Origin of the sequence: Streptomyces sp. NPDC021562, assembly GCF_040640875.1 — a bacterium.
Lineage (GTDB): Bacteria > Actinomycetota > Actinomycetes > Streptomycetales > Streptomycetaceae > Streptomyces.
In genome coordinates, this window is record NZ_JBFACN010000007.1 from 129,095 (window position 1) to 141,756 (window position 12,662).

General features: G+C 74.0%; 13 protein-coding genes and 1 riboswitch. Of the genes, 7 read left to right on the forward strand and 6 right to left on the reverse strand.

Annotated features, from left to right (window positions below; translation table 11 throughout):
• Positions 1–14 precede the first annotated feature (14 nt).
• Positions 15–917, reverse strand: a complete 903-nt coding sequence (locus tag AB0G52_RS13095) for a deoxyribonuclease IV (protein ID WP_132886294.1) — start codon at positions 915–917, stop codon at positions 15–17.
• Between the two features lie 35 nt (positions 918–952).
• Positions 953–2,875 carry a Stk1 family PASTA domain-containing Ser/Thr kinase gene (gene pknB, locus AB0G52_RS13100; RefSeq protein WP_361336333.1) on the reverse strand — a complete coding sequence of 641 codons (1,923 nt, stop codon included), beginning with the start codon at positions 2,873–2,875 and terminating at the stop codon, positions 953–955.
• A 132-nt stretch (positions 2,876–3,007) separates the two neighbouring features.
• Here pknB and AB0G52_RS13105 point away from each other — a divergent pair, with 132 nt between their 5' ends.
• Positions 3,008–3,490: a MarR family transcriptional regulator gene (locus AB0G52_RS13105; RefSeq protein ID WP_132886292.1), complete on the forward strand. Its 483-nt coding sequence runs from the start codon at positions 3,008–3,010 to the stop codon at positions 3,488–3,490.
• The gene (locus tag AB0G52_RS13110; RefSeq protein ID WP_361336335.1) at positions 3,487–3,924 is read left to right on the forward strand and encodes a MarR family transcriptional regulator; all 438 of its coding nucleotides are present in this window, start codon (positions 3,487–3,489) and stop codon (positions 3,922–3,924) included. The genes AB0G52_RS13105 and AB0G52_RS13110 overlap by 4 nt, the downstream gene beginning before the upstream one ends.
• Positions 3,925–4,185: 261 nt before the next feature.
• On the opposite strand, the gene AB0G52_RS13115 is transcribed toward AB0G52_RS13110, so the two are convergent.
• The 3 genes from AB0G52_RS13115 to thiO form a co-directional block, all read right to left on the reverse strand.
• Positions 4,186–4,980 carry a thiazole synthase gene (locus tag AB0G52_RS13115; RefSeq protein WP_132886290.1) on the reverse strand — a complete coding sequence of 265 codons (795 nt, stop codon included), beginning with the start codon at positions 4,978–4,980 and terminating at the stop codon, positions 4,186–4,188.
• Positions 4,981–4,985: 5 nt separating this feature from the next.
• Positions 4,986–5,186 (reverse strand): sulfur carrier protein ThiS, encoded by a 201-nt coding sequence (gene thiS / locus AB0G52_RS13120; RefSeq protein ID WP_132886289.1) that lies wholly within the window; start codon positions 5,184–5,186, stop codon positions 4,986–4,988.
• A complete protein-coding gene (thiO, locus tag AB0G52_RS13125; protein WP_132886288.1) occupies positions 5,183–6,352 on the reverse strand; it encodes a glycine oxidase ThiO in 1,170 nt (389 codons plus the stop codon). The genes thiS and thiO overlap by 4 nt, the downstream gene beginning before the upstream one ends.
• A riboswitch (TPP riboswitch) is annotated at positions 6,350–6,461 on the reverse strand. (Overlaps the previous gene by 3 nt.)
• Before the next feature lie 133 nt (positions 6,462–6,594).
• On the opposite strand from thiO, the gene AB0G52_RS13130 reads away from it, so the two are divergent.
• From AB0G52_RS13130 to AB0G52_RS13150, 5 genes are all read left to right on the forward strand, one after another.
• Positions 6,595–7,833, forward strand: a complete 1,239-nt coding sequence (locus AB0G52_RS13130) for an FAD-dependent oxidoreductase (RefSeq protein WP_361336338.1) — start codon at positions 6,595–6,597, stop codon at positions 7,831–7,833.
• 116 nt (positions 7,834–7,949) lie between these two features.
• Positions 7,950–8,315, forward strand: coding sequence for an Rv2175c family DNA-binding protein (locus AB0G52_RS13135; RefSeq protein WP_132886287.1), 366 nt, complete (start codon positions 7,950–7,952; stop codon positions 8,313–8,315).
• Between the two features lie 40 nt (positions 8,316–8,355).
• Entirely contained in the window at positions 8,356–9,003 is a 648-nt protein-coding gene (gene thiE / locus AB0G52_RS13140) for a thiamine phosphate synthase (protein WP_361336340.1), read from the forward strand.
• A gap of 129 nt (positions 9,004–9,132) precedes the next feature.
• Positions 9,133–10,056, forward strand: a complete 924-nt coding sequence (gene metF, locus AB0G52_RS13145) for a methylenetetrahydrofolate reductase [NAD(P)H] (protein ID WP_132886285.1) — start codon at positions 9,133–9,135, stop codon at positions 10,054–10,056.
• A 56-nt stretch (positions 10,057–10,112) separates the two neighbouring features.
• The gene (locus AB0G52_RS13150) at positions 10,113–11,108 is read left to right on the forward strand and encodes a hypothetical protein (RefSeq protein ID WP_361336343.1); all 996 of its coding nucleotides are present in this window, start codon (positions 10,113–10,115) and stop codon (positions 11,106–11,108) included.
• Positions 11,109–11,132: 24 nt separating this feature from the next.
• Here the strand turns inward: AB0G52_RS13150 and AB0G52_RS13155 are convergent, their stop codons facing one another.
• Positions 11,133–12,641 (reverse strand): NAD(P)/FAD-dependent oxidoreductase, encoded by a 1,509-nt coding sequence (locus AB0G52_RS13155; RefSeq protein ID WP_361336345.1) that lies wholly within the window; start codon positions 12,639–12,641, stop codon positions 11,133–11,135.
• Positions 12,642–12,662: the final 21 nt, after the last annotated feature.

Genomic DNA, 12,662 nt, shown 5'->3' on the forward strand with positions numbered 1-12,662 from the left:
CGGTCGGCGGGGCGTCAGCCGTCGCGGAGCCGCTTGAGGCGTGCCACGTCGGCCGCGTGCCCCTCCTTGCCACCGGGCGTCTCGATGATCAGCGGGACGCCCGCGGTCGCCGGGTGGTTCAGCAGCGCGCGGAACGGCTCCTCGCCGATGTGCCCGGCGCCGATGTTCTCGTGCCGGTCCTTGTGCGCGCCGACGACGTCCTTGGAGTCGTTGGCGTGGATCAGTTTCAGCCGCCCCTCGCCGACGGTGTCCACCAGCAGGTCCAGCGTCCGGTGCATCCCGCTCGGCCCGGTCAGGTCGTGCCCGGCGGCGAAGACGTGGCAGGTGTCCAGGCAGACGCCCAGCCTGGGGTGGGCGTCCAGCGCCTCGAAGTACGGCCCGAAGTCCCAGGTCCGGGAACAGAGCGAGGCGCCCTGCCCGGCGGTGGACTCCAGGAGCAGGAACGGGTCGTCGTCCTCGGTGAGTTCGTCGAGGAGCGGGAGCAGGTGCGTCCGTACCTGTTTCAGCGCCACCTCCCGGGTCCGCCCGCCGGTGGCGCTGCCGGTGTGCACGACGACCCCGAGCGCCCCGATCTCCCGGCCGCGCCGCAGCGAGTGCCGCAGCGACTCCACCGACCTCTCCACGGTCGCCTCGGTGCCCGAACCGAAGTTGATCAGGTAGGGGGCGTGCACGTACGCCGGGATCGAGCCCTCGGCGCAGGCCGCGCGGAACGCCTCGTCCTGCCGGGGGCTGCCCGCCGGGGTGGCCCAGCCGCGCGGGTTGGCGACGAAGACCTGCACGGTCTCGGCCCGCAGCTCACGGGCGTAGGACAGGCCCACGGAGTGCAGGCCGCCGGCGACGGGCACGTGGCCGCCCACGGGGTTGCGGGCGGGGCCGGACGGCGGGTTCTCGGCGGGACGGGACGGCTGGCTGTTCACCCGTCAAGGGTGTCACGCCCGCCGCGAGCCTCCGGTCACCGGATGGTGATCGTGATCGTCGACCCCTTGGGCGCCTGCTCCCCGGCGGCCACCGACTGCTTCTTCACCGTGTTCCCGAACAGCCCGAGCAGCCCGCGGTCCTCCTTGACCTGGAAGCCGGACTGCTCCAGCAGCTTCTCCGCGTCGTCCACGCCGGCCCCGACCACGTTCGGCACCTCCACCATCTCCGGGCCCTTGGACAGCGTCAGCGTGACCGTGTCGCCCTCCGCGAGCTGGGCGTCACCCGCCGGGGTCTGCCGGGCGACCTGTCCCTGGTCGTACTCGGAGTTGACCTCGGTCGCGGAGACCGTGACCTTCAGCCCGGCCTGCCGGAGCTCCTGGCGGGCCTCGTCCAGGTCGTCGCCCGTGACGTCCGGCACGTCGACCGGCGAGCCCTTGCTGACGACGAGCGCGATCGCCGCCCCGGCGTGCCGCTTGCTCCCGGCACCCGGGTCCGTGCTGATCACCGAGCCCTTGGGCACGCTGTCGCTGAACTCCCGCGTCACCATGCCCGCCGCCAGTCCGTCCGCCTTCAGCAGCGCCCTGGCCCCGGCCAGTGTCCGGCCCTGCACGTCCGGCACGTTCACGGTCTCGGGACCGTCGGAGATGGTGAGCGTCACCGAGTCGTTGCTGCGGATCCGCGCACCCGCCGCCGGGTCGGTGCTGATCACCGTGCCCCGCCGCACCGTGTCGCTGTAGGCGTGCTCGACCGCCTTGACGTCGAGCCCCGCCCCCTTCAGCCGGGCGGTGGCCTGCGCCTCGGTCTTCGACAGCAGCGGCGGGACCCTGGTGAACTGCCCGGAGTTGATGTACCAGACGCCGGCGCCGACACCGAGGACGAGCAGGACGGCGACGACCAGCGCGACCGGCCCGCGTCGCGCGCGCCGCCCGCCGCGCCGCCGCTCCGGCACCGGCTCCGCCTCGAACCGGCTGGTCCGCAGCACGCCGTCGGCGTCCTCGTCGACCGGCAGCGGACGGGGCACCGTGAGCGACCGGGGTATGACACTGGTCCGGTCCTCGGCGATGTCGTGCCCGGCCGCCAGCGCCTGCGGCGGCACGGCGTCCAGCTGCGCGTCGGTGAGCGCGGCCCGCGCCTCCAGCACCACCGCCAGCAGGGCGACCGCGTCGTGCGGCCGGGCGCCGGGATCGCGGGCGGTCCCGAGGGCGGTCAGCTCGTCCAGCTCGGGGGCGAGACCCGGTACGGCGGCGGACGGCCGCGGCACGTCCTCGTGGAGGTGCTTGTAGAGGACGACCGCGGGCGAGTCCCCGTCGTGCGGCTTCTCCCCGGTGAGCATCTCGTAGAGCACCACACCGCACGCGTACACGTCGACGCGCGGATCGGCGGACCCGTGCTCGACCTGCTCGGGCGCGAGGTAGGCGACGGTCCCGAGGACGGCCCCCGTCGTACTGGTGACCGAGCCCACGGAGCGGACCAGTCCGAAGTCGGCGACCTTGACCCGGCCGTCGTCCCCTATCAGCACGTTCTCGGGCTTCATGTCCCGGTGCACGAAGCCGGCCCGGTGCGCGGCGCCCAGCGCGGCGAGCACCGGCTCCAGGATGTCCAGCGCGGCGCGCGGCTGCAGGGCGCCGCGCTCGCGCAGCACGTCCCGCAGGGTGCAGCCGGCGATGTACTCCATCGCGAGGTACACGTACGTGCCGTCGGTGCCCTGGTCGAAGACCTGGACCACGTTCGGGTGGGCCAGCCGGGCGACGGACTTGGCCTCCCGGATGAACCGCTCGACGAACGACCCGTCCGCGGCGAGGGCCGGGTGCATCACTTTCAGCGCGAGCACGCGGTCCAGCCGGACGTCCAGGGCCCGGTAGACCGTGGCCATCCCGCCGACGGCGATCCGCGCGTCGACGCGATAGCGGCCGTCGAGCACCTGCCCGACAAGGGGGTCCTGAAGGGTCGTATCCACCCCGTGAGTGTACGAGCCCGCACCGATCGCCCCACTGGTGAGACCGCTTTCCCGGGCGGACTGCAGCGGAGCTGTGACGCTCGCCGGCGAAAACAGTAGCCATGGATATAGTAGCCATGTACTGTATCTGCCATGAGTGAGACAGCCGAGGGCGCCACGGCCGGATTCCTGGTCTGGCGCCTGTCGATGAAGTGGCGGGTGGCCGTCGACCGGGCGGTCGCGCCGCTGGGTCTGACCCACGCCCAGTACGCGGTGCTGGCGTCCCTGTACGGCATGAGCCGCACCGGGGAGCGGCCCAGCCAGCGCCGCCTCGCCGACCACACCGGACTGGAGCCGCTGTACGTCTCGAAGCTCGCCCGCGCCCTGGAGGCCGCCGGACTCCTCGCCCGCACCCGCGACCCCGGCGACCCGCGGGCCATGCAGCTGACGCTCACCGAGCAGGGGCGCGCTGTCACGCGGCGGGCGATCGCCGTGGTCCAGGGCCTGCTGGACCAGATGCTGGAGCCGCTCGGGGGGCAGCACGGCCCGCGCGCCCGACAGCTCACCCAGGACCTGGTGACCCTGCTCGACGCCCCTCTTGATCCGCACACCGAGCACGAGAAGGAGCAGCCATGACCACCACCGCACCCACCCTCGACGCCCGCGTCATCGCCCTGGCCCACCACGCCCCGCGCGCCCTCCTGGAGGGCGTCCTGACCCGCTACGGCATCACCTTCCACCAGAGCGTCACGCTCCGCGCGGCCGTGGTCGCCGGTGACTCCGCCGGCCGTGACGACCTCGTCGCCCAGGTCACCGGCGCGCTGAAGACCGACGAGGCGACCGTGCACGGCGTGATCGAGGAGCTGACGGCCGCGGAGCTGCTGGCGGCGGACGCGTCCCGGCTCCGCGTCACCGACACCGGCCGCGAGCTGTACGAGCGCACCGCCGCCGAGAGCGCGAAGATCGCCGCCCACCTGTACGCCGGCATCCCGAAGGAGGACCTGGCGACGGCGGGCCGCGTCCTGACCCTGATCACGGACCGAGCCAACACAGAACTCACCCGCCCCTGACCCACCCTGCCACCCGGGCGCTCCCGCCCGGGACGCCCCCATCCGGGATGCTCCCGCCCCGGGGCGCTCCGTCCGGGGACGCTCGCGCCCCGAGACGTCCCCGCCGCCGGTCGCCCCGGTCCCGAGGCGGCGCTGCCGCCTCGATCTCCCGCTGTCCGCGGCCGCCGACGGTGCTTTGCCCCCGCGGGAGGGGTTCACCTTTTCGGTGAACGGTTTCGGGTGGTGCGTGGGCGGGAGAGCGGGGGCGGGAGCGGGCCGGGGTCAGAACGCCGGGCGCTCCGGGTCGAGCACCGCCAGGCCCTCCGCAGGAGAGGACGCCTCGGCGAAGTAGCGCCGGGGAATGCGCCCCGCCAGCCGGGCCAGCCGCCCCGCCTCCACCCCGGCCCGCATGGCCAGGGCCATCCGCTCGGGATCCCGCGCCCGCGTCACGGCCGACGCCAGCATCACCCCCGCACACCCCAGCTCCATCGCGAGCGCCACGTCGGACGCCGTACCGGCCCCCGCGTCCAGGATCACCGGCACGCGCGCGTGCTCCACGATCAGCTGGAAGTTGTGCGGGTTGCGGATCCCGAGCCCCGACCCGATCGGCGACCCCAGCGGCATCACCGCCGCGCACCCCACGTCCTCCAGCCGCCGCGCCAGCACCGGATCGTCGTTGGTGTACGGCAGCACCGTGAACCCGTCGTCCACCAGCGTCTCCGCCGCGTCCAGCAGCTCCACCGGATCCGGCAGCAGCGTCCGCTCGTCGGCGATGACCTCCAGTTTCACCAGCGAGGTCCCCAGCGCCTCCCGCGCCAGCCGGGCGGTCAGCACCGCCTCCCCGGCGGTGAAGCACCCCGCCGTGTTCGGCAGCACCCGGACCCCCAGCCGTTCGAGCACCGACAGCACGGAACCCCGTACCCCGGGATCCACCCGTCGCATCGCGACCGTGGTCAGCTCCGTCCCGGACGCGACGAGCGCCCGCTCCAGCACCTCCAGGCTGGGCGCACCCCCGGTACCCATGATCAACCGGGAGGAGAAGGTCGTACCCCCGAGCACGAACGGATCGTCGGCCACGGCGCTCAGCCTCCCTGCACGGCGGTCAGGACTTCCACCCGGTCGCCCTCGGCGAGGCCCGTCGCCGGCCACTGCGCGCGCGGTACGACGGTCTCGTTGACGGCCGCGGCCACCCCGGACGGCGCGGCCGTCAGGGACTTCACGAGCGTGTCGAGAGCGGTGCCCGGGGCGATCTCCCGGCGCTCCCCGTTGACGGAGATGTTCATGCGGTCTGCTCCACGAGTACGTCGAGAACGGGGCCGAAGCGCCGCGGCGAGAACGGACGGGCCTCCGCGGGCGGCTCGCCGCCGGCCAGCAGCTCCGCCATCACGTCCCCCGTGACCGGCGTGAGCAGCACCCCGTTGCGGTAGTGCCCGGTGGCGAGCAGCAGCCCGTCGAGGCGGGTCGGACCGAGCAGCGGCGCGTTGTCGGGGGAGCCGGGGCGCAGCCCGGCCCGGGTCTCGGTCAGCGGCAGTTCGGTGATGCCGGGAACCAGCTCGTGGGCGTCCCGCAGCAGCTCGTAGACACCGCCCGCCGTGACGGTCGTGTCCCAGCCCAGCTCCTCGCTGGTCGCGCCGACGACCAGCTCGCCGTTCTCCCTGGGCACCAGGTAGACACTGCCGCCGCGCACCACGGCCCGCACGGTCCGGCTGAGGAACGGCGCGTGGCGCGGGGGCACCGTCAGCCGCAGCACCTGCCCCTTCACGGGCCGTACCGGCGGCAGCACGTCGTCGGGCACCCCGGCCAGCCGCCCGCTCAGGCTCCCGCCCGCCAGCACCACCTGCCCGGCGCCCAGCGTCCGTCCCGCGCGCGTGACGACGCCGGCCGCCCGCTCCCGTACGACGTCCAGCCGCTCGGCCCAGTCGCGGTGGAAGGCCACCCCGGCCCGCTCGCACGCCGTGACCAGGGCGGCGGCCAGCCGCCGCGGGTCGATCTGGTGGTCGCCGTCTACCCGCAGCCCGCCGCGCACCCCGGGCGCCAGCATCGGCTCCAGGCGCCGGCACTCCCGCCCGGACAGCCACTCCGAGTCCAGCCCCGACTGCCGCTGCAGGGCGTGCAGTTCCCGCAGGTGGGCGCGGTCGTCGGCGTCGAGGGCGACCGCGAGCGTGCCGCAGCGCCGGTAGCCGAGGTCCTGGCCGGTCAGCTCGGTCAGCTCGGCGGCGAAGCCGGGATAACGGCGGGCGGAGGCCAGGTTGAGCCCCAGCAGGGTCTGCTCGCCGTGGTGCAGCTCGGTGACCGCGGCCAGCATCCCCGCCGCGACCTGCGCGGCCCCGCCGCCGGGCGCCGGGTCGACCACGGTGGTGGCGAGCCCGCGCTGCGCCGCCCGCCAGGCCGTGACCAGGCCGATGATCCCGCCCCCGATGACGAGGACGTCGGACGTACGTGAGGACATGGGCGTCCAGCCCCTCCCTTCGCCGGCATGACCCGGATCAGGTTCGTACGGTCGGAGGCCGCCAGCCTCCCTCTCAGCCCGGTACGTCCGGGCTCCCGCGTGTGCTTGTACGTCCGCCACCCTAGCCCGAGTCGTCCGGCGCGGTAAGGACGCCCTCGCCGGGCGCTGTGCAACAGGTCACGCGGCATGCCCCCTGACTGACTCTTTGTCAGTTGTCTATCGTTCTTGTCCATGGTGATCAGGTGAGCGGGCAGACGCAGCGACAGGGCACGTCACAGGAGCGGCGCGTGGTCGTCGTGGGCGCGGGCATGGCCGGGGTGCAGACCGCCGTCGCCCTGCGCGAGCGGGGTTTCACCGGCACGGTCACGCTGATCGGCGCCGAGCCGCACCAGCCGTACGACCGGCCGCCGCTCTCCAAGGCCGTGCTGCTCGGCAAGGCGGAGGGCTCGGCCTTCGAGGTCGACTTCGAGGCGCTCGGCATCGAGCTGGCGCTGGGCCGCGAGGCGGTCGGCGTGCGCACCGCCGACCACGAGCTGGACACCGAGGCGGGACCGGTGCCGTACGACGTCCTGGTGCTCGCGACCGGCGCCGAGCCGATCAGGCTGCCCGGCACCGAGGGGGTGCCCGGCGTCCACCTGCTGCGCACCCTGGACGACGCCGAGCGGCTGCGGCCGGTGCTCGCCCGGCAGCACGACATCGTGGTGGTCGGCGCGGGCTGGATCGGCGCCGAGTTCGCCACCGCCGCGCGTGCCGCCGGCTGCGCGGTGACCGTCGTGGAGGCCGCCGGCCTGCCGCTCGCGGGAGCCCTGCCCGCCGACGTCGCCGCGCCGATGACCGCCTGGTACGCCGAGAGCGGCACCGAACTGCGCACGCACGCGCGCGTGGCGCGCGTCGAACCCGGCGCGGTGGTCCTCGACGACGGCGCGCGGGTCCCCGCGGGCGCCGTCGTGGTCGGCATCGGCGCCCGCCCCGCCACCGGCTGGCTGGCCGGCTCCGGCATCGAACTGGGCGCCCACGGCGACGTGGTCGCCGACGACCGCCTGCGCACCGGCGCGCCGGACGTCTACGCCGTCGGCGACTGCGCGTCCTTCCCGTCCGGCCGCTACGGCGAACGCCTGCTGATCCACCACTGGGACAACGCCCTCCAGGGCCCGCGCACGGTCGCCGCCAACATCCTCGGCGAGTCCGACGCCGTCTACGACCCGGTGCCGTACTTCTGGTCCGAGCAGTTCGGCCGCTTCGTCCAGTACGCGGGCCACCACGCGTCCGCCGACCGGATGGTCTGGCGCGGTGACCCGACGGGCCCGGCCTGGAGCGTCTGCTGGCTGCGCGACGACCGCCTGGCAGCCCTCCTCGCGGTGGGCCGCCCCCGGGACCTGGCACAAGGGCGACGGCTGATCGAGGCGGGCACCCGAATGGCCCCGGAGGCCCTGTCAGACCCCGCCCGCCCCTTGAAAGACGCGACCGCAGCGCCCCGTTAGGGGCGCGGGACCGTGACGTGTGCGGCTCCGCCACGTGGGCGCGACACGCCACGACCGTGCCGCACCCGGACGACTACCGATCGCACCCCACCCGGCGGAGCGCCTACCCTGGACCCGTGACCGAGATTGACGCAAACATCGATGCTCTCGTCCCCGCCTGGCTCACCCTCCCCGACATCGCGGAGATGCTCGACGTCGAGGTGACCCGCGTGCGGCAGCTGGTCAAGGAGGGCCAGCTCATCGCCGTCCGCCGCGGTGAGAACAGGGCACTGCACGTCCCCGCCGCCTTCATCGACGGGAACAAGGTCGTCAAGGGCCTGGCCGGCACCCTGACGCTGCTGCGGGACGACGGCTTCAACGACGAAGAGATGCTGGAGTGGCTCTTCACCCCGGACGAGACCCTGCCCGGCACCCCCGCGCAGGCGCTCAGCGAGAATCGCGGCACGGAGGTGAAGCGTCGCGCCCAGGCGCTCGCCGTCTGAGCGACCGGCAACCGGCAACGACACCACGGGGGACCCGACGATGACCGACACCGCCCGCGCCCGGCTGGCCGACGCCCGCCTCTACCTGTGCACGGACGCCCGGAAGGAGCAGGGCGACCTCGCCGAGTTCCTGGACGCGGTGCTGGCGGGCGGTGTCGACGTCGTGCAGCTGCGGGACAAGGGCATGGAGGCCGCCGAGGAGCTGGCGCACCTCGCCGTCCTGGCCGAGGCCTGCGCCCGGCACGGCAAGCTGCTCGCGGTCAACGACCGCGCCGACGTGGCCCACGCCGCCGACGCCGACGTGCTCCACCTCGGCCAGGGCGACCTGCCGGTCGCGGCCGCCCGCGCGATCCTCGGCCCGGACGTCCTCGTCGGCCGCTCCACGCACACCGAGGCGGAGGCCGCCGCGGCGGCCGTCCAGGACGGCGTGGACTACTTCTGCACCGGCCCCTGCTGGCCCACCCCCACCAAGCCCGGCCGGCCTGCCCCGGGGCTCGACCTGGTGCGGTACACCGCGGCCCTGGGCACCGAGCGCCCCTGGTTCGCCATCGGCGGCATCGACCTGGGCAACCTCGACCAGGTGCTGGAGGCGGGCGCCCGCCGCGTGGTGGTCGTCCGCGCGCTCACCGCGGCCGACGACCCGGGCGCGGCGGCGGCCGAGTTCGCCAAGCGCCTCCACTCGGCGTGACCGGCTCCGGGAGCCCCACTGGGCCGTGATGTCCGAAAACCTGTCCAGTATTCGGACGCAGGGTCGGCAATTCGGGCAAATGTCCCGAGTCTGGTTGGGTGTCCGTCCGCCCCTGACTAACCTGCGGGTATGGCCCTAGGAACCGCGTCCACCAGGACTGACCGCGCACGCACCGTGCGCGACATGCTCGCCAGCGGCAAGACCACGTACTCCTTCGAGTTCTCGGCGCCGAAGACCCCCAAGGGCGAGCGGAACCTGTGGAGCGCGCTCCGGCGGGTCGAGGCGGTCGCCCCCGACTTCGTCTCCGTGACCTACGGCGCCGGCGGGTCCACCCGCGCGGGCACCGTCAAGGAGACCCAGCAGATCGTCGCCGACACCACCCTCACCCCGGTCGCCCACCTCACCGCGGTCGACCACTCGCTCGCCGAGCTGCGCAACATCATCGGCCAGTACGCGGACGCCGGGATCCGCAACATGCTCGCCGTGCGCGGCGACCCGCCCGGCGACCCGATGGGGCAGTGGGTGGCGCACCCGCAGGGGCTGACCTACGCGGCCGAACTCGTCCGGCTCATCAAGGAGTCGGGTGACTTCTGCGTGGGCGTCGCCGCCTTCCCCGAGATGCACCCGCGCTCCGACGACTGGGACACCGACGTCCGGTACTTCGTCGACAAGTGCCGCGCGGGCGCCGACTACGCCATCACGCAGATGTTCTTCCAGCCCGAGTCGTACCTCCGGCTCCGCGACCGGGTCGAAGCGGCCGGCTGCCGGACCCCGGTGATTCCGGAAATCCTGCCCGTCACCAGTGTGAAGATGCTGGAACGGTTGCCCAAACTCAGCAACGCCGTCTTCCCGGACGCCCTGAAAGAGCGGATCCTCACAGCGAAAGACGATCCGGCGGCGGTACGCTCCATTGGCATCGAATTCGCCACGGAGTTCTGCGCTCGGCTGCTCGCCGAGGGAGTGCCCGGACTGCACTTCATCACGCTCAACAACTCCACGGCCACCCTGGAGATCTACGAGAACCTGGGCCTGCACCATCCCCCGCAGGCCTAGACCGGCCGCACCGGTGTACGACACACTGCGTAGCGGGCACTGGGAGAGGGGCGTACATGGGCTGGACGGTCCTCTACGTAGCGTTCGGCATCGTCGCACTGTGGTTGCTCGGCGAGGTACTGCTGCAGTACAAGGCGCGGCTGCGCTGGCGGCTGCTCGCCTTCGCGGGCTTCCTCGGCGTCGTCCTCGGTGTCCTGATCCCGTCCGTGATCGTCATCGGCGTGGGCGCGATCGCCTTCGCGGTCGGCCAGACCTACGTCACGCTGTCGTTCCGCCGCGGCTTCGAGGCCGGCTGGGCGGTCAAGCGCCCCGACACGGACGGTGACGGCGGGGGCCTCACCCTCGGCCTGACCAAGCGCCGCCGCGGCGAACCGGACGAGAACCCCGGCCTGGAGGCCACCGACCCGGACGCCGCCGACGCCGCCTACGCCGAGCAGCAGGCCGGCCACGCCACCGGCGCCACCCCCGCCTACCGCGACGACGACTACGACGACGTCTTCACCCCGGGTCCCCGCTCCACCGAGCCGACCGCCGCCGAGTCCACGGCGGTGTACGAGCCACAGCCGATGCCCGACGACACCGGCTCCTACGGCGTGTACCGCGACTCCGGCCACGCCGCGACCGGCGACCAGCAGGCCGCCTACGCGACCGCGGGCCAGGACCAGGGCTACGCCGCCGAGGGCACCGACCAGAACTACGCCTACGACTACTCGGGCTACGGCCAGCAGCAGTACGGCTACGACGTGAACGGCCAGCAGCAGTACGCCAACTACTCCGACCCGTACATCGGCAACCAGACCTACGGCGACGCCGGGTACGACCCGTCGTACGGCACCCAGCAGTACGACCAGCAGGGCTACGCCCAGGGCCAGTACGGGACCGGCGGCTACGGCGAGACCCCGGCGGGCGGTGTCTGGGTCCCGCAGCAGCGCGCCGACGAGACCTTCGGCGGGGAACTCCCGCAGGAGCAGCAGTACCCCTACCAGGGCGACGGCCAGGCGCAGCAGCAGGCCCGGCCCGGCACCGGGTACGACGAGCAGTACCGTTTCTGAGCCCCCGGCCCCGGCCCGCTCCCCTCACTGGGAGCCGCGGAACTCCGGTCCCTCCACGATCAGCCCGGCCACCAGCGCCCCCGACATGCCCGAGTGCGGCAGCCCGCCGCCCGGATGCGCCCACTCGCCCACCCGGTACAGGCCCGGCAGCCGGGTGGTGTTGGCCGGGTGCAGGAAGCGGCCCCGGCCCGCCGCCAGGGCGGGTGCGGAGATCCCGCCGGAGCCCGGGGCGCCCGGTTCCGGCGCCCGGGCCTCCTGCCAGAGCAGCCGCTCCCGCAGGTCCGGCACGGCGGGCTCGGCGGCTTCGAGGAGGAGGTCCGTGTAGGTCCGGGCCGTGCTCTCCCGCTCCCAGCCCGCGTCGCCCGACAGCACCGCCGACAGCACCACGGACTCGTGGTCGCCGTCCGGCGCGAGCGCCGGGTCGCCGGGCCGCAGCACGGTCACGGTCGGACGCACCGGCCGGTCCCCGCCGGGCGCGACCAGCAGGTCCAACTCGGTCTGGTCGTCCGGCGCGTGCACGACGGTGCGGTGCGCGGCACCGGCCTCGCGCCCGCCCCGCAGCGCGAGCAGCACGCTGAAGCGGACCGGGCGTACCGTGCCGACGTCGGCACGCACGTCCGCGTCGGCGTCGAGACGCCCCGGCGCCGAACCGGTGAGGGCGGCCAGCCGGACGGGGTTCACCCCGGCGACCACATGGTCGGCGTCGGCCACCCGCCCGTCCGCCAGCTCCACCCCCGCCGCGCGGCCGTCTTTCACCGGCACCGCGGTGACCTCGGCGCCGAAGACGAACTCGACCCGCCGCTTCAGGCACCGCTCGTACACCGCACGCGCCAACTCCCTCATGCCGCCGCGCACGTACCAGGTCCCGAAGGCGTGCTCCAGGTACGGCAGCACGGCGGCGCTCGCCGGAGTGCTGCGCGGGTCCAGGCCGTACGCGAGGGCATGCCAGCCCAGGAGGGCCTCCAGCCGTTCGTCGCGCAGCTCCCAGGCGCCGATCTCGGCGAGCGTGGCCGCCCGGCGGGTACGCAGCAGCTTCTTGTGCGGGACCGACGGGTACGGCTCGCGGTCGGCCAGCACCTGCCAGTTCGGCCACAGCGGCTCCTCCAGGAGCGGACGCCGGGTGCGGTCCCAGGCCTCCCGGGCCCGCACCAGGAAGTCGCCCCAGCGCTGCCCGACGCCGGAGCCCAGGGCCTCGTCGAGGGCGCCGACGACCCCCGCGCGGGACGCGTTCGGCAGGGACACCACCGTGCCGTCCGCGAAGACGTGCCGGGCCGACGGGTCGACCTGGACCAGCTCGACGCAGTCCTCCAGCGGCTCCTTGCCGGTCTTGACGAACAGGTCGCGGTACACGGCGGGCAGCGGCAGCAGCGCGGGGCCGGTGTCGAAGGCGAACCCGTCGCGCTCGAACCGGCGCACCGCACCGCCGTACGTCTCCGTGCGCTCGTACACCGTCACCCGGTGGCCCGCGACGGCCAGCCGGGCGGCCGCCGCCATGGCGCCCATGCCGGCGCCGATCACCGCAATCCGTCCCATGCCCGCGACTTTATCGACCAC